This window comes from Pseudoalteromonas sp. SG43-8 (genome assembly GCF_014164245.1).
Taxonomy (GTDB): Bacteria; Pseudomonadota; Gammaproteobacteria; order Enterobacterales; family Alteromonadaceae; genus Pseudoalteromonas; species Pseudoalteromonas distincta.
Genome location: NZ_JACJEX010000003.1, coordinates 237,283 through 255,057, shown reverse-complemented (window position 1 = coordinate 255,057; position 17,775 = coordinate 237,283). Strand labels below are relative to the sequence as shown.

13 protein-coding genes are annotated in these 17,775 nt (G+C 39.2%); 6 read left to right on the top strand and 7 right to left on the bottom strand.

Annotated elements, in window-relative coordinates:
* Window positions 1–7: 7 nt before the first annotated feature.
* The gene (locus tag H5122_RS08710; RefSeq protein WP_182681531.1) at window positions 8–2,368 is read right to left on the bottom strand and encodes a TonB-dependent siderophore receptor; all 2,361 of its coding nucleotides are present in this window, start codon (window positions 2,366–2,368) and stop codon (window positions 8–10) included.
* Between the two features lie 418 nt (window positions 2,369–2,786).
* Between H5122_RS08710 and H5122_RS08705 the strand changes: the two genes are divergently transcribed.
* Window positions 2,787–3,200 carry a hypothetical protein gene (locus tag H5122_RS08705; RefSeq protein ID WP_002960120.1) on the top strand — a complete coding sequence of 138 codons (414 nt, stop codon included), beginning with the start codon at window positions 2,787–2,789 and terminating at the stop codon, window positions 3,198–3,200.
* Between the two features lie 93 nt (window positions 3,201–3,293).
* Here the strand turns inward: H5122_RS08705 and H5122_RS08700 are convergent, their stop codons facing one another.
* The gene (locus tag H5122_RS08700) at window positions 3,294–3,719 is read right to left on the bottom strand and encodes a hemerythrin domain-containing protein (protein ID WP_182681532.1); all 426 of its coding nucleotides are present in this window, start codon (window positions 3,717–3,719) and stop codon (window positions 3,294–3,296) included.
* 332 nt (window positions 3,720–4,051) lie between these two features.
* Between H5122_RS08700 and H5122_RS08695 the strand changes: the two genes are divergently transcribed.
* The 3 genes from H5122_RS08695 to H5122_RS08685 are packed head-to-tail and all read left to right on the top strand — an operon-like array spanning window position 4,052 to window position 4,868.
* Window positions 4,052–4,306 (top strand): hypothetical protein, encoded by a 255-nt coding sequence (locus H5122_RS08695; RefSeq protein WP_182681533.1) that lies wholly within the window; start codon window positions 4,052–4,054, stop codon window positions 4,304–4,306.
* A 59-nt stretch (window positions 4,307–4,365) separates the two neighbouring features.
* Window positions 4,366–4,620 carry a hypothetical protein gene (locus tag H5122_RS08690; RefSeq protein ID WP_182672884.1) on the top strand — a complete coding sequence of 85 codons (255 nt, stop codon included), beginning with the start codon at window positions 4,366–4,368 and terminating at the stop codon, window positions 4,618–4,620.
* A 29-nt stretch (window positions 4,621–4,649) separates the two neighbouring features.
* Window positions 4,650–4,868 carry a DUF6500 family protein gene (locus tag H5122_RS08685; protein ID WP_007377212.1) on the top strand — a complete coding sequence of 73 codons (219 nt, stop codon included), beginning with the start codon at window positions 4,650–4,652 and terminating at the stop codon, window positions 4,866–4,868.
* A gap of 36 nt (window positions 4,869–4,904) precedes the next feature.
* On the opposite strand, the gene H5122_RS08680 is transcribed toward H5122_RS08685, so the two are convergent.
* Both H5122_RS08680 and H5122_RS08675 read right to left on the bottom strand, forming a co-directional pair.
* Window positions 4,905–6,824, bottom strand: coding sequence for a GGDEF domain-containing protein (locus H5122_RS08680; protein WP_182681534.1), 1,920 nt, complete (start codon window positions 6,822–6,824; stop codon window positions 4,905–4,907).
* 177 nt (window positions 6,825–7,001) lie between these two features.
* Window positions 7,002–8,657 carry an RluA family pseudouridine synthase gene (locus tag H5122_RS08675; RefSeq protein WP_182681535.1) on the bottom strand — a complete coding sequence of 552 codons (1,656 nt, stop codon included), beginning with the start codon at window positions 8,655–8,657 and terminating at the stop codon, window positions 7,002–7,004.
* Window positions 8,658–8,972: 315 nt separating this feature from the next.
* Between H5122_RS08675 and poxB the strand changes: the two genes are divergently transcribed.
* Window positions 8,973–10,697, top strand: a complete 1,725-nt coding sequence (gene poxB / locus H5122_RS08670; RefSeq protein WP_182681536.1) for a ubiquinone-dependent pyruvate dehydrogenase — start codon at window positions 8,973–8,975, stop codon at window positions 10,695–10,697.
* Between the two features lie 978 nt (window positions 10,698–11,675).
* Here poxB and H5122_RS08665 read toward each other — a convergent pair.
* The 3 genes from H5122_RS08665 to H5122_RS08655 form a co-directional block, all read right to left on the bottom strand.
* Window positions 11,676–12,902 (bottom strand): threonine/serine exporter ThrE family protein, encoded by a 1,227-nt coding sequence (locus tag H5122_RS08665; RefSeq protein ID WP_002960134.1) that lies wholly within the window; start codon window positions 12,900–12,902, stop codon window positions 11,676–11,678.
* Between the two features lie 116 nt (window positions 12,903–13,018).
* Window positions 13,019–14,248, bottom strand: coding sequence for a glycosyltransferase (locus H5122_RS08660; RefSeq protein ID WP_182681537.1), 1,230 nt, complete (start codon window positions 14,246–14,248; stop codon window positions 13,019–13,021).
* Window positions 14,245–15,240, bottom strand: a complete 996-nt coding sequence (locus H5122_RS08655; protein ID WP_182681538.1) for a LacI family DNA-binding transcriptional regulator — start codon at window positions 15,238–15,240, stop codon at window positions 14,245–14,247. The genes H5122_RS08660 and H5122_RS08655 overlap by 4 nt, the downstream gene beginning before the upstream one ends.
* 166 nt (window positions 15,241–15,406) lie before the next feature.
* On the opposite strand from H5122_RS08655, the gene H5122_RS08650 reads away from it, so the two are divergent.
* A partial coding sequence (locus tag H5122_RS08650) for a prolyl oligopeptidase family serine peptidase (RefSeq protein ID WP_182681539.1) occupies window positions 15,407–17,775 on the top strand: 2,369 nt, incomplete at its 3' end.

Sequence of the window (17,775 nt, the reverse complement as noted above, 5' to 3'; positions counted from 1 at the left end):
CTCTCTCTTAAAAACTATGCGTAAGGGTTAACTTGGCGTTAATTGGCAACTCAGGAAAAGCTAAAGTTGCACCAAAGTAACCGCCTTCAAATACTGGGCGCCAGTTTTGTTGATTTGTCACGTTGTTCACATCTAATCGTAACTTGGTATTAGGCGTAAAAGCATAGCTAGTATTTACGTTTAGGGTGTACTGATCACGAATTTTTACTGTCGCCAAAAAGTCTAATGGGTAACTCTTTGTATATAGACCTGAAAAACCCGTTTGCCATTTCGAATTAATTGAATAATTTCCGTTAAAGCTGAAAGATTGCTCAGGGATGCCCTGTACACGTGTGTTTGAAGATGCAAACGCGGTAAAGCTAGGTGCGCCAACACTGGTACCTGCAATAATATCTGGACGTGAGTTGTCAAATGCATCTGCTACTTGCGCTGAGTCTTGGCTACTTGCAGAGTTATCGTAGCGAGCATCAATATAGCTGTAGCCAGCACTTAGCCAATAAGGGTAAGCATCATAAAATACTTGGCTTTCAAAGCCGGTAGTACGAATGCCGGTATTACTACCATCACGATTACGTAAACTACGACGTTGGCTAAACACTGCACCATCGGCGTACCAATCACTGTCGGTTGGTGCGTATTTTAAACCGAATTCAACTAAGGTATTTTCGGTTGAAAAGTTTTGCACGCTAATCGTGTTATCACCACCAAGAGACGTACCGCCGGCCATACTATTTGATGTGGCTTCGTTGTAACTTGCTGCACCATAAGTGGTGTAATCACCATTTAATCGGTAATTAAAGCTTACTTGCCCCGAATGTAGCTTATCGTTAATGCTATCGCTCGCTGCAATTTCACCCTCTGGTGCTATTGGGTCGTGCGCGTCTACGTCATAAAAATCTATGCGGTAGCCAACACTTGTATGAAACTTATCTGTCCAATCTGAATCTTGTTGAATAGCAAAACCCGTTTGCCATGAGCGCGAATCGGTAGTGTCTGATAAGTTAAAGTCGCCGCTGCCATCGTTATTAATATCGTACTGACCACCAGGGGATACAAATACACCTGGACTAATTTCAATTAAACGCGCTTGTTGTGCATCAGTTAAAGGAATGCGGCGATTTGAAATTGGGCCAGTTAAATCAATAGGTAAGTCGGCTTCTGTTGTAAATTGGCTGTAGCCTAGCACGCGGTTGTAACGCACATCAAAAGCAAAAATTGTTTGCTGCTCGTTGCTCCATTGGTAGGTCAATTCGGTACGGTTTTGCGCGGTATCGGCACCATCTATAATTTCAACAAAGCTATTTTGTGCAATTTCTTCGCGTTGTAAGTGCTGAAAATACGTAATGTTTTTTATAGATGCATTGTTTGAAAGTTCACGCTTATAAATACTGTGTAGTAAATAAGTAGTGGCTTCGTTTTGATTGTCAGGGTCGGTAAGTACTGTACTACGGTCTATTTTTACTTGCCCAGTAGGTGAAACAATAGAACCTGCTGCGGGTACTGTACTGCCATTGGCTTGCACGCCTTGGCCGGTAATATAAAGGCCATCATCAATTAAGGCTTGAGTAGGGCGGTTAATACCTGCGTTATCGGTAAATTCAACTTGGTATAACTCAAAGTTAATATCCCAGCTGCTCTTGTCATCAGGTAACACCCTAAGTGCTGCAAATAAGCTGTCGCTTTTCGTGCCCGAAAAGTCGTAGTAACTGCCGTTATCAATGTGTTCAGCGCTTACTCTAAAACCTACTTTGTCTTTTACTATAGGTGCACTGTAATCAACTAAAACACTGTACTGATCCCATCGTCCTGCAGATACCGTTGCTTTGCCTTTACTGTCGTCAGTTGATGCTTTTTTAGAATGTAAGTTTACAAAACCACCGTTGCGTTGGCTTGAGCCAAATAATACCGGTGGCGCGCCTTTTACTACATCTATTTGTTCTATAGAGTTGAACGATAACGGCACACCAAAGCCATTATTACCTGCTTGGCGGCGTGTACCATCTTGGAAAAGCTCACCTAGTTGCCCACGAATAGTAGGTAAGCTTGGTGCCCCAAAACCACTGGCTGAATAGGTATTAGGGCTTACTGCAAGTACATCTTGTAAAGTCGTAATATTGAGTTGTTCTATTAACTCGCTTGAAATTGGTGTTACTGAACGGGCTATATCTCGTAGAGCTAAGTTGTCGCCAAAAGGGCCGTCTACAGTGGCATTTTTAACCGAAAGATCTTGAGATTTAATAACTTGGCCTGCCACCTCAATACGCTCAATTGCGCCTTTTTTTGCTGTTTTTGATTCTTCGGCTGCAAAAGCATTAAGTGGTGTATTTAATATGGTGGCTAGGGAAAGTGCTAAATATGCGTGTTTCAAACGTTTTCTCTCTACGGTTAAAATGTTGTTGGCGATAAAGACCGAAAGGATTAAAAATAACTTTCAGTAAAATTTTGATTCTTTTTGTCTTTTAGAACATGACAAAACAGATGCATTATAAAGATGGTAATTAAGTAGTATTTTTTTGTTAGTTGATAAGATATTAATACAGCGATTGTACTAGAGTGAATGTAAATATATGCTTTTAATAGAATTTTTAATTATAGACTACTTTCAACCTGCTAACATTTTAAAAGAGTTAACTTTTATGCAGCATTTTTTTAATTACTTAAATAAGCTTCACTTTTAGTACTGCATGGCTTAACTAATGAATTTAATTAAAAATTTTTGAAATAAAAAATAACTTATACGGTCTAGGTTACTTCTACGTTTATTAATATTCATTTAAGGAAATTTTATGACAGGTTCAATGAATTCTGATGTGCAAAACCGTTTGCAGTGGTCACTTTTATCTTTGCGTTTAGGCGTGTTTATTGTAATGGTTATGTGGACATTCGATAAGTTTGTTAATCCTGGGCATAGCGCACGTATTTTTGAACATTTTTACGGTATTAGTGGCTCTACAGATATAGTGGCTTACATTATTGGTGCGGTGCAGTTAGTGCTTGTTTTAGCATTTTTAGCAGGTATTAAAAAGCGTATAACGTACGGTATCATTTTTGTAATGCATGGCTTATCTACGCTTTCTTCTTACAACCAGTACATAGATGGCTTTAATAACTTATTATTCTTTACTGCATGGCCAATGTGGGCTGCGTGTTTTGCACTTTACTTATTACGCGACCAAGACGTGAAATTTACTGTGAAGTAATCAAGTACATGCAAAAAAATTGGTTATAAGCCATAAGGCTTATAACCAATAAGTACACAGGGAGTGTGTGGAAGTCGGTTTGCGTGTTTACAACTAATGCATAGCGTCGTTGTATTGCTCAGCAAGGCTCTCTTTTTGCCCTTCGGTAAGTGCTTTACCCGCTAATTGAAACACTTCGTGTTCTTCTTCACTTAAATGATGATGTACCAAATGGTGTAGCTTTTTAGCTGCAACTAACCATGCAGACGAGCTCATTTCGGTATCTTCAAGTTGTTCAATTAATTCATCAATTTCGTGATGTTCAGCTACGCTGTGGCGCGCTTTTTCATGAGTTAAGTCATCAAACATAAGTGGGTTATAAAAGTAACGTTCTTCAAATTTTGCGTGTTGTTCTAGTTCTGTTTTTAGCTCATCCATTAGCTTGTGGCGCTGCTCTGTGTCGCCGTGTGTTTGAATAAGCGCATCTACTAATTTTCGTTGTTTATCATGGTCGTGACGTAGTGCTTCAAAAATATTCATAACTAGTCCTTTTACAATTTATTTGCTTATATCATTAACTAGCAAACTAAATGCCAAATATTAAGTTATTGTATTTTAATAAATTTAATTTAATTTTTTTATTCTTTGGCTGCGACCACTGTAAATTTTACAGTGATATGAATGCAATAATTTCAGGCTTTTGCGTAGTTCAATTATAAAAGTAAGTATAAATTCCTACAGAACCTTACAAATATTTACTGGTTGTTTATTTTATAGCAGTGATAAAGTGTCAGTGTTATTTGGGTACAACCTATATATTACTCTCACACATAAATGCAGGTAGCACGTTAACTTAATAGGAAAGTTTAAGGATGAACATAAAAAGCCCCGTCGCCGCATTATTACTGTGCGCTTTGCTGAGTGCATGTAGTACAGCCCCGCGTTCTGACCCTAACTTATGCATTGAAAAGGCTGAAATGGTTGATCGAAATGGCGCTCAAACAAGCTCACAGTTTTACAATCAATGCATTAGCGCACAAATTAAAAAGGATGAAAAAAATGACACTTTTTTTGATGCCATCGGTACGTTCTTTTTTGAATTTTTTGTAATGGTGGTAGAAAAGTAAATAGGCTAACTTGCAACTGTAATTTAAAGTAAATAAGTTGCTTAAAAATAGGATTAGTTATGAAGCAATTATTGATAGCAATTCCACTTTTTTTATTACTAAGCGCTTGTGCGGCGCAGCCTTACGCAGGCTCGGCAAAATGTATGGAACAAGCAGATATTGCATACGAAACCGATACACTTAAAAATGAGACATTAGATAATGAATGCAAAGCTGCAAAAGTAAATACGCCTAATAAAGAGCTTGAGAATCATGGCTTGGTTGATAGAAGCCTTTTACAGCTAATCGTTAGCTTTTTAAATGGCGTATTTTAATAGTAAAAATATAATTAAATAAGGTATGTATGAGGGAAGAACTAAGAGCAAAAATAATTACTGTGTGCGATAAAAAAATAGCAGCTAAAGGCGAAAATGTAGGGCTTTCTTTTTATGCATTTTTTGCCAATAAAAACGACGACCCAGAGCTACTTATGGAGGCCGCTACTTGGTGGATACACACTCATAAATTAGATCACTTTGTAAAAGCACATAAAATTAAACAGATGGTTTTAGATGGACTTTAGTCAATTAACTGAGCAAGTACTTTTAGCTGTATTTATCTAATCAACAACGACTTGATTTCTTCCGTTTTCTTTTGCTTTATAAAGTAATTTATCTGCATGCTTAATAAGAACATCTAGTGTGCTTTTTAAAGGGCTACTTACAGAGGCTCCCACACTAAAAGTGATTTTTGTATTACTAGGAAGGTCTTTTATATTACTACAATGCTCGGTAAACCTAGTGGCGAGCTGGTCAAATATATCTCGAATAGCTAGTTCGTCAACCGAATTTAGTGCAAACAACCATTCTTCGCCGCCGTAGCGGCCAAACTGATGATCACCACTTAGTGTTTCTTTTGCAGCCTTTGCAAAGGAAATAAGAACTAAATCTCCAACATCGTGACCAAATTGGTCGTTAACTTTTTTAAAGTAGTCTAAGTCAACAATTGCTATCGTCATTTTACCTTCATCAAGCTTTGCTTCTGCGGCGCGCATTATTCCTCTGCGATTAGGGCTATTTGTTAGATAATCTGTTAATGAAATATCGTGATATTTTTGACGTTGTCGAGCTTGCCGATAAAATAAAAATAATGAAGCAATCACTAAAATAAACGCTATAGCAGCGCTAAGTCGCCAAATTATTTTTTGTTGGTACTCTTCTTTAGCTTGTAGTTCACTAATGTCTTTTGCGTACTCTAGTTGCTGTATTTTTTCTTCTTTTTCTTTTACTTCAAACTGTACCTGTAGTGTTTTTATATTACTTTCACTGGTAGCTTCGTAGTGTTTTTTTGTATAAAGGAGCTTTTGTTCAATTGCTTCAAAAGCCTCGTTAGTATAGTTGAGGCGTCGCTTTAGCTCATAGCGTTTACTTAAAAAATCGGCTTTATAAATACTGCGGCTGAACTTATCTAATTTTAAAAATACCTCATCGTTTGCTTCATTTGCTTGATCAAGTAAATCTAGTTTTATATATATGTCAGCTAACAAAATGAGCGATGCGAGCTGCATGTCGTGAACACCTGCAGAACGAGCAAGCTCAATGTTTTCTTTAGTTAAAGTTAAAGCTTTATCGTAATTTTCTTGTAAGTACTCAATGCTAGCAATTGAGTATTGGGCAAAGGTTAAGCCTTTTTGCATATTAGCTTTTTTAAAATAGAGCAATGCTTTGTCTAGGTATATTAAGGCATCTTTAGGTTTTTTTATCTCGAGCAATATATTGCCTAAACTCCAATATGCTTTTGCAGTAAAAAGCCCATCTTGTGTTTGCTCATATGCTGCAACCGCTTTTTTTGCATAATATATGGCTTTGTCTTTTTCGTTTAGATAATTATATGCATCGGCTATTTTTCTAAAAAAGTATCCCTGAGATGCTGAGTCGTCATCTTTTAATGCTAATTCTAGCCCTTCTAGTGCAACATTTAGGGTCTTTTTCAATGCATCTGTATCGGTGTAATAGTAAGCAAGTGCTCGTAAAATAATAATTTTTTCTTTAGATAAATGCTGTTGCAAGCTCTCTTCTAATTTTGTGGCTAGCATGTGTGCTGGAGCTGGGTTTGCATCCCTCGCTAGAGACTTGAGTTGTGATTCGAGAAATAATAAATATACACTTTTTTGGTTTGGTAACTCTTTGTTCTTTAAGTAATAGGATAAGTGAGTGTTTAACGCTGCGTATTTTTCTTGTCTAAAAAGTAACTCCGCATACAAAGCGGCCGCTTCTAAATGAAGTTTTTCCCAATTTTGATCTTTGCTTATTTTAAACGCTTGAGTGAGTTTGTCTTCATTTTGAAGATAGTCTAATTCATTTAGTTTTATGTTATTGATGAGAGTTTGAGTCGTGTCAAAGTCTAGCGCATGTGAAGTTGCATTTAATGAATCGCCGTTAGCAGAGGCAAGTTTACTAAAAAGTAAAAATAAAAGGAGAACAATATACTTTGCCCATAAAGTATTACCTAAAATCTTTATTTGTGTATTGTTAGCCATGTTAATCCTTTGCTGATTTATTTTTATTATTGAAATACTTATTCACAGTGCTTAATAAACTTGGGTTTGAACAGTTTTTTATACTCATCATTGAAGAAAAAGACCACAAACAATATCAATTAAATTTAATAAAAACCAACACATTGAATAATATAGCTGTTATAGCAAAGTGTTTTATTAAAAATCAGCGGCTACTTCAAACTCTAATCGTTTAAGCGTAATAGGGTGAGTAAATGCTAAGTATTCTGCATGTAAATGTAATCTATCGGCCTTTTGCCCGTAATGTGTGTCGCCTATAATTGGCATGTTTAAACCTAAGCTGTGCGCACAATGCACTCTTAATTGATGAGTTCGCCCTGTTTTAGGGTATAACTGTAATCGGGTAATATTGTTGTTACGCTCTAAAACCTGCCAGGTAGTAAGTGATGGCTTACCGTGTGTGTAACACACCATTTGGCGCGGTTTATCATCAAAGTCGAGCACTAAGGGCAAATCAATTACTCCGCTATCCTCAGCTACGTTACCATTAACTAATGCTACATAACGTTTATCTATGGTGCGTTCAATAAACTGCTTTTGCAGTGCTTTGTGCACGCGTTTATTAAGCGCAATCATCAATAACCCAGAAGTCGACATATCTAATCTGTGTACAATTAGTGGGCCTGATGCCTCTGGAAACTGCGTTTTTATGCGCATATAAACTGAGTCATCAATATTAACGCCAGGCACTGATAAAAACTCAGCGGGCTTATTTACCACAAGTAAGTCGTCATCTTTATAAACAATACTTAAATCTTTACCCTGAGCAGGGTTGGTAAGTAGTGGGTTATCTTCAACATCTAAACCCTTTAGCATATGACCAAGTATTGGTTGGCATTTACTGTAACAAGAAGGGTAGTAATTCTTATGCTGCCTAATTGCTGATTTAGGTGCTGCTCCCCACCAAAACTCTGCCATAGCAAGTGGCTTTAAGTCATGTTTATAGGCGTATTGTAATAACTTAGGCGCTGCACAATCGCCAGCACCCGAAGGAGGAGTGTGCTCAGGTAATGCTGCGAATATGGCATTTAAGTCTGTAGTTTCACCATTTGCATTTAAAAACTGGTACTGAGCAAATAACTTTTTTTGTAAGCTTTTAGAAAGCGTTTTACGGCGCTTTTTTAAATGAGCAATTTCATCAGAAATATTGATGTGTGTTTGCTGCAGTGACTCGATTATATTTTGCCAATAGGCTTTAAGTGCCAGCAGTTGCTTTTTTTCTACGATGCTTTGCCCTGCAAGCTTATTTTTTAACTGCTCAAAATCACTTTCGCTAAGTTCTAATTCACCTTCGGTACGTTGTATTTTTCGTTGCTGACGACCGGCTTGCATTACCGCCTGTTGAGCTAATAGCGCTTGCTGGTAGCTCTGTGTTGCATCATCAAGTTTGTTATTAACTTCAAGTAGTTGTTCGCTATTTTCTAACTGCTCAATTTGAGCATTAATATCGTTAATTATTTTACTTTGAGCCAAATAGGTATCGTCTTGAAGTTGCATGCTAGAAACAGGCGGCACAAAACTAATATTGCCTTTATCACCTTCAATTTGTCCCGAATAAGCACTTAAAAAGCCTAATTGTTGCTTAGCATTTTGCACCACTAAAACCCCAAACATTTTACCTGCATTTTCTGCTTTTAAATGCGTTAACGTTTCAAGTTGTTGCTGTAATTGTTTAGTGGCTGCTACAGCTAATGGTTGCGGCTCGTAATAAAAAGGGAAAGTAAACTTTTCAGGAAGCGCGAGGGCATCAATATTTTGAGAAAATAATGTAAAGCATGAAGCAGAATTTGGCATAGAAGTAAGAGAAAAGCATTCAGTAAAATAATTGAGCGCATAATAACATATTCATAGTTAAGCCACTAAAAATCTCGCACCAGCATATTCATAAACACTTTAAAGCGGACATTCATGTTTTATGTATCAGTATGGGGCGCAGCAAGCATAGGCGTTTGTTAGTAAAGTCTCAGTAGTAATATAACTATCATTATCAAAATATTTAAGCTTATCGATTCTCAATAATTGAGCGCATTTCGAAACGATGACTTACCTGATAGATCAGAGACGAAAAATCAATTTACAGAATAACTGAATATTTAGGAGTTCTATATTATGAGTCAAAATATCGCAAGTTTTATCACTAAAACCCTTGAACAAGCTGGCGTAAAACGTATTTGGGGAGTAACTGGCGATTCACTTAACGGCATTAGTGAAAGTCTGCGAAAAATGGGAACAATTGAGTGGCTAGGAACGCGACATGAAGAAGTTGCCGCATTTGCAGCTGGTGGCGAAGCCCATTTATCAGGCGAGCTTGCGGTGTGTGCGGGTTCTTGCGGGCCAGGTAACCTTCATTTAATTAATGGCTTATTTGATTGTCAGCGCAATAATGTACCAGTATTAGCAATTGCCGCACATATTCCTTCATCTGAAATTGGTAGTAGTTATTTTCAAGAAACCCATCCGCAAGAATTATTTAAAGAATGCAGTGTGTATTGTGAAATGGTGTCGAGCCCTGAGCAAATGCCGTACCTGCTAGAAACAGCAATGCGACAAGCAATACTAAACAAAGGCGTGAGTGTACTTGTGCTACCTGGCGACATTGCATTAAAAGATATGCCTAAAGCTATTAAGCCAAAATGGAGCGTGCCAAAGCCAGCAACTTATACCCCCGCTTTATCTGATATTGAAGCGATGGCGACTCATCTTAATAAAAGTAAAAAAGTAACCTTATTGTGTGGTGCTGGTTGTAAGGATGCCCACGACGAAATTGTTGCGCTAGCCGAAAAATTACAAGCACCGATAGTGCATGCCATGCGCGGTAAAGAGTTTATTGAATACGATAACCCTTATGATGTTGGTATGACCGGATTTATTGGTTTTGCGTCGGGCTATCATGCAATGCAAGAAGCCGATACGTTACTTATGATTGGTACTAGTTTTCCTTATCGTGCTTTTTATCCCGAAAATACCACCATATTACAAATTGATAATCAGGCTGCGTCACTCGGGCGACACGTGCAAATTGACTGTGGCGTATTAGGAGACACAAAAAATTCAGTGACCACACTGCTTGATTATATTAAAGGTGAACGGACAAGTTCGCACTTACAAAAATGCGTTAAAAATTACAAAGAGTCTCGACAAGATCTTGATGAACTTGCCAGTGGCAAAACCTCGCAAAATTTAATTCATCCGCAATACCTAACACGTTTACTCAACGAACAAGCGACTGACGATGCTGTTTTTACTTGTGATGTAGGTACGCCAACAGTGTGGGCTGCGCGTTATTTATCAATGAATGGTAAGCGCCGCTTAATTGGATCGTTTAATCATGGCTCTATGGCAAACGCGATGTCGCAGGCAATGGGGGTTCAATCTGTTGATAGAGATCGCCAAGTCATTGCAATGTGTGGTGATGGTGGCTTTTCGATGTTAATGGGGGACTTAATCTCGCTTAAGCACCTTAATTTACCAATAAAGATTGTTGTTTATAATAATCGCTCACTCAGTTTTGTGGCTATGGAAATGAAAGCCAGTGGGTTTTTATCAAGCGATACTGATTTAGAAAACCCAAGTTTTGCTAACATTGCACAGGCCTGCGGCTTAAAAGGGATTCATGTGGACGACCCTGAAAAATTACCATCGGCAATGAACGAGATGATGAACCACTCAGGACCTGTTGTTTTAGAAGTCGATACCGCAAAACAAGAGCTTTCAATGCCGCCGCAAATCAAATTAGAGCAAGCAAAAGGCTTTAGTGTTTACATGGTGAAGGCGTTAATAAATGGCAAAGGTAACGAAATTATAGACCTTGCCAAAACTAACTGGTCACGCTAAGTGAGTTACTTCCCTATTGAGTACTTTTGCTCAATAGGGAAGTATAAAGCAATAATGTCCTCTATTATTTGCTTATTGAAAATGTATACCTTTCACGTAATGTAAAAAACGTCTGACATACTTTCTTAAATATTAATAAACCATAGTGCTCTCTTGTAACTTGTTGAACTAAAAGTAAAATAACATGAAGTTTGTATAGAGTAGGTAATAGTAATAACCTATAAGGTCAATTACGTGTTTATAAAAGTAGGTATAGAGCGTTGATTAAAATTGAAGACTTTTCTTTAGCATGGTGCTGGATTAGCTCATCCTATGGTGATTTTTCTAAAGATACACTAATTAAACTCAATCCGTTGAACGAAGAGCAAGCAAGAGCATTAATTGCTACTACACCTATTAACTTTCCGGTCGAAGCAAAAATATTCGACTCCACAGGGGGGGAGTGAGTTAACACGCCAATGGTTAAAGGGCTTAGTAAATGATACGCAAACAGTAACAATCTGCTGGGATCAAGAAACAGGATTAACCCTACCTTGGATAGTTTTTTGTGATCACTGGGATGATTTTTGCTATCCATCAAGTGATGACATAAATCTGTACTTAACCTGTACTCTGGTTAAGAGATTTACTGAAATATTGAATCATAGTGATATTTAAATTTATTTTCTCTAGCCAGAGATTTTTAGTGAAAACAAGGCGAATTTACGCGTCAATAGCTGGCCTATTGCAAGTAAATTCAACGCAGTTAGCGCTGAAAATAGCTGCTTGAGATAGATTTATTATCCAGAGTTTAGGTTATTTAGAAAGCGCTGAACTGTTTTTACGTTGGAATCACTATGAGGTTTTTGAGTTTGACTCAAGTGCAATGTAATGAGCTAAAACACTTAGCATTGGCCTCAATTGCTACTTGGTAGTTGTTTTTAGTTTAACGTTTTACTCGCTTTACTCAATTAAAGTAAAGCGAGCGCTCAGTATCACTTACAAACTCTTTTTAGGCGGAAGAGCCACGTTTGCAAATATTAGCCCTGCAACAAGTGACATAAATATTAAAAACGTTTGCTGGCCTATATGCTCTGCGTATATAAAGTCTTGGCCTTCAATGAGTGAGTTTAAGCCAATATAGGTTTTGCTACCTGGTACTAATACAATTAAGCCTTGCATGGCCACAATAGAGGCTGGCGCATTAGCAACGCGGTTAAACAAGTTACTAAATATACCCACCGATAAAGCACCTACAAACGTACCTAACGTGTAATCAAGGTACATAGCCGAGCCAATACTGGTGCCATAGGCTATAAACCCTGATGCAATAGACCAAACAGCGTGCTTAAGTTTGGTTCTAAAAATAACGATTAAGCTGCTACAAAGTAAAAATATAGCCAGCCATGCGGTCCACTTTGGTAATGGTTCAGGTTGTACAAAGTCAGCTTGCCCAAAGAGTGCAAAGCCAATGCCTATACCAATAAAACCGCCAAAATAGAGTTTAAATAACAGCATAAACGAGTCCATGACTCTTGCTGTACCCGACACTAAATGCCGCGCTGCAAGCTCTGCTAAGCCAAGCGCAAGTGCTAAACCGGGTATAAATACAATAATGGCCGAAAGTACCACCAAGCGTATGTTTATTTCAGGTGTTATATACACGCTTACTGCACATGCAAGTATTGCCGATATTATGGCTACCAATGGCTCAAGCATATGGGCTACGCGTTTTGAGCGTCCCGACCAAAGCACAAACAAATAAACAACTAAAGTAAGAAGCGATGACCAAATAACATCAGTCCAGCTAGTACCCATTAACATTGCAAACGCACCACCAGAAGTTGCAAACGCAACGCCCGTAACAAGTTTATTGTATGGGTTTGGCATGTCGTAGATAGCATCTAGCTGGGCGTCAACTTCTTGTAAAGTTAGCTTGTCGTCAAGCATTTGGTTTACAAGGTCGTCGGTGTCGGCAAGTGAGCCTAAATCGTGATCGCCAGGGTCTACACGCGCAACATGGGTGTACTCGTCTTCGTGGCCATCAGTCCAAATAACAAACGTTACCGAAGTTGGCGACATAACAAACGACGATTTAAGTCCTAAATATGTAGCCACTTCCATTAGGTGGGCTTCTAGGCGGTAAGCAGGCGTACCATACTTGTGAAGCATTTTACCCAATTTAACGATAAATTTGCGTTTTTCTGTAAAGGTTGCAGTTTTCAAATCTTTTTGGACCAAATATTGCGATAACTAAGCTAAAAATATAGACAATACAGCTAAAACTGCCCACGTTTGTTGGGCGCGATTTTAAACACTAATTGGTGTGTGTCTAGTCATTTTTAATCTAATTTTTTATTTTTTTCAGCTATCCATTGCGACATGTATTGGGTGCTGCGCATTGTATGATGTTTGAGCATTTGGCCTGTAAAGTTTTTTTCGCGATGAGCCTCTAAATCGCTACTTATTGAATCGATTTTTTTAATTAACACCGTGCTCAATTGTGCTTTATCGTAAAGCGTATTAAGGAGCGTGTTGCCATCTTGCTGCGCTTGTTCAAAGTCACTTTGATTAGTGTACATTTCAACAGCAGCATTGGCAAAATCGTCGGCGGTGTTAGCTATTTTACCAGGCCATGGTAAATTGTTATGCATGCCCTCTGCACCAATATTAGTGGTAACGCTGGGTGTTTGCATAATCATGGCTTCAAGCAATTTACCTTTAATCCCTGCACCAAAACGAAGTGGCGCTAAACATACGCGTGCGCTTTGCATTACATCAAACGCATTATCGGCCCAGCCTTTTATTAAAAACCCTGTTTTAGGGTTATTTAATGCCGTGGCTTTTGGTGGTGGGTAGGAGCCATAAATATGTAGTTCTGCTTTTGGGAGTTGCTTTCGAATAAGTGGCCATATTTTTTGTAAGTAAAGTACAGCATCCCAGTTGGGCGCGTGTCTAAAGTTACCTATGGTCATAAAGTGCTGGCGCTGCTCAAACGTTTTTGTACTTGTAGGTAATGAGCTTAAATCGACCATAAATGGTAAATGGTGTAATAAGCTTGGCTCTATTTTAAATACGCTGTTTAGTAGGCTCATTTCATAACTTGAAATAATTAAGCTTAGGTCGCAGCGTAAAATAGCGGCAATTTCGCGTTTTGCTATGTCTGAGTGTAAATCGCTGGTTGTAAACTCGCGCTCACCTTTAAACGCTTCGTGGCGTGCATTACGCAAACATTGTAAATCTTCGGTATCTAATATTTTAATGGCATTTGGGCAATGTTTATCGACGCGCCAGCCAAATTGTTCTTCCATCATAAAACGGTCAAACATGACTATGTCTGGGTTATAGGCTTTAACGTATTCGTCAAAGCTATCGCAGTTTAGTGCAATGCTTTGGCTGGTTATACCAAAGTCGTCAAGGTTTACCATGTGGTCGGTGCGCTGCGCGGGCGTTGCAAATTCAACGTCCCAGTTTTGCGCTCTAAATGCATTTAATAACGACATCATGTGCGTTCCCGCAGCAGACGAATTTGGCTCTGGCCATACGTAGCCAATTACCAGCACTTTTTTCATTGGCTAGAATCTCTAATTTGTAAGTTTACATTTACCAGTGTCTTTACTGGCGGGGCTGTATTTTGTAGTAGCTCTTGGAGTATTAAAAGGCACCGCTTAGCTATATCAGTTGTACTAATAGCTACAGTGGTTAAGTGATTATTTATAACCGCGCTATTAGGAATGTGGTGGCAACTCACTACTTTAATAGAGTGATGAGTTAATGAGTTAATAGCGGCAATAACACCTTGAGCAATAATATCGTTTGCACACACCACTGCGTTTAATGTGGGGTTGTGTTTATATGCTTCTATAAATGCATTTTTAGCGCTAAGGGCTGTGTTTACTGCGCAGTCAATGGGTGCTAATGGTGTAATGCTGTGCTGCGCGCATGCGGTATTAAAGCCACTTTGCAGTGCTTGTGAATCACTTAAAGTAAGTTCATTGCCTATAAATGCTATGTTTGTCACGCCTTGTGCGAGTATATGCATACTGGCTACGTGGCTGGCTTTTTTATAATCGGGAAGTACGCATGGCGCTGCGCTAAAGGGCACTTCACTCATTAAGGTAATTACTTTGTGCTGCGCGCTGAGCGCATCAAGCCATTTGGGGCAAGTATTAGCAACGGGGCAAATAATAAATGCAGCCGCGTTGTATTCTTTTAAGCTTTTAACTGCGTTTGCTTGTAGCTCAAGACTATTATTACTGCTTACAATCATGGCTTGTAAGCCATTGTCGTTTAACAAAAGTTGTAAGCTGGTAGCAAGGTGTGCCATAGCTGGGTTAGTTAAATCATTTATTACTATGGCCACTAAGTTAGAGCGTTTTGAGCGCATAGCAGCGGCATCACGATTATAAACGTATCCTAGCTCATCTATCGCTTTGAGTATTTTTTGTTTACTTTTATTGCCCACTTTATCGCTTTGGGTAAGTACCAAGGATACGGTTGATTTTGATACACCAGCACGCTCTGCAACATCAAAAATGGTGACTGATTTGGCTTTGTTATGCATTGTATTTTAAGTACCGCAGTGGTGAATAAATAGCGCTGTAGTTTAGCTTAATCAGCACTATTAAGTCATCTTTTAGAGGTGTTTAACTTACCTTAATACTTTATGAACAAAGCAAAACGTGTTTATATACGCCTATAAGAGTAAAAAATAACAAAAGGATAAAAACATGAGCGCTTTTAGGCTGTTAGTTGCCTTTATTTGTTGTGTGGCATTGGTGCCAACAAGTTACGCCGAGCAGGGCTATCAAACCCCATCACCTGAACTTGCAGCATTGGTTGACGCTAAGTTAGCACCCACTAGTTACTTATCGAGCGATGGCCAGTGGCTAGCGCTTTTTGAACGCAAACGTGTAGTAACCCTTGATGAACTTGCAAATGAAGAGCTTAAGCTTGCTGGTATTAAGCTAAACCCCGCTAATTTTTCGCGCTCTCGTGTGAGTGCCAAATTTAGTGCCGTGGAGCTAAAGCATGTTCAAAGCGGGTCGGTTATTAGCATTAACAACTTACCTAATGGCATTATCCGCTCACCTAAATGGTCATCTAATAGTAAATATTTAGCCTTTGTTGTTGAGCAACCAACCCAAGCCAACTTATGGCTTTACAGCGTTGAAACCAAACAAGCAAAAGAGTTAACTAGTGCTGCGTTAAATTCGGTACTAACTGCATCGCCATTTAAATGGCTGCCAGATAGCAGCGCCATTATTGCAAATCTTGCTGTTAATTTTGGTAAACCAAGGCTTGAAAATAACAGCCAAAATGTAGTGCCTGTTATTCAACAAAGTACTGGCGAAAAAGCGCCAGCACGTACTTACCAAAATTTATTAACCAGCCCGTTTGATGAATCACAGTTTAAGTTTTACGGCCAAGGGCAATTGGCTTACATAACGCTTGATGGCAATACTCAAGCAATAGGCAGCCCTTCTTTATTTAAATCGTTTTCGGTATCACCTGATTCTACCAATATTTTAGTTGCCGGTATTAATGAGCCGTTTTCGTATCAAGTGCCTTACAGCCGCTTTGCAAGCACGTGGCAAATATGGGGTATGCGCGGCTATGCATTAGCAGAGCTGGCAAAGCAGCCACTTGCCGATAATATTCCACAAGGCTACGACAGCGTACGCACTGGCCGCCGCGATTTTGAATGGCGAGCCGATCAAGGCGCTGAAGTTATTTGGGCAGAAGCACAAGATGGCGGTGACATGAAAACCGACGTTGAGCATCATGATTATGTTTACAGCTTACGTGCACCATTTAAACGCGAGCCTAAATTATTTGCCAAAGTAGAACGCCGTTATGCGGGAATGGAGTGGGGCAACGAAAACGTAGCAATGCTGACAGACTGGCGCTTTAGCGATCGCCAAGTACGCACCTTTGTTGTACAACCACGAGATGCCGACAAAAACCGCGTGCTATTTTCAGAGCGTAGTTACAACGATGCGTACAAAGACCCGGGTAATGCAATTTACGAGCGCAACGATTTAGGTGCAAACGTAATTAAAATTGTAGGCGGGCGTTATATTTACCTGCGCGGTAATGGTGCTTCAGAGCAAGGTAATGTGCCGTTTTTAGATAGGTACGATGTTAAAACAAATAGCAGCAAGCGTTTATGGCAATCAGAAGCGCCGTATTACGAGCGTGTTCGCGCACTGCTTGATGACGAAGGTGAGCGCTTTATTACTATTCGCGAATCTAAAACTGAGCAACCTAACTTTTTTATACGTGATTTAGATAACGACACGTTAACGCAACTAACGACATTTGAGCATCCGTACCCTGCATTTAAAGGCGTAACTAAAGAGCAATTACGTTATAAACGCGACGACGGTGTTGAGCTTTCGGGCACGCTTTATTTACCACCAGGGTACGATAAAACACAAGGCCCGTTACCGGTACTTATGTGGGCTTATCCACTTGAATACAAAGATAAAGCCGTTGCATCGCAAGTACGCGAATCGCCTTATGCGTTTACCTACATTGGTTATTGGGGCCCAATGCCTTACCTTGCTAAAGGGATTGCCGTGTTTGACGACCCTAAAATGCCAATAGTGGGTATTGATGGCAGCGAGCCAAACGATAACTTTAGAAAGCAGTTAGTATCAAGTGCGCAAGCAGCTGTTGATGTATTAGTTAAAAAAGGCATTGCCGATAAAAACAAGATAGCCATAGCAGGGCACTCGTATGGTGCATTTATGGTTGCTAACTTATTGGCTCATAGCGATTTATTTAAAACAGGTATTGCCCGCAGTGGTGCGTATAACCGCACATTAACGCCGTTTGGTTTTCAAGGAGAAGAGCGTGATTTTTGGCAAGCACAAAGTGTGTACGCTAATATGTCGCCGTTTTTCCATGCTGAAAAAATTAACGAGCCAATGCTAATGATCCACGGTCAAGAAGACCCTAATTCTGGCACTTTCCCAATGCAAAGTGAGCGCATGTACGCAGCTCTAAAAGGTTTAGGTAAAGATGCTCGCTTAGTAATGCTCCCTTACGAAGCACATGGTTACCGTGCGCGTAAAAGCTTATTACATGTGTTGTG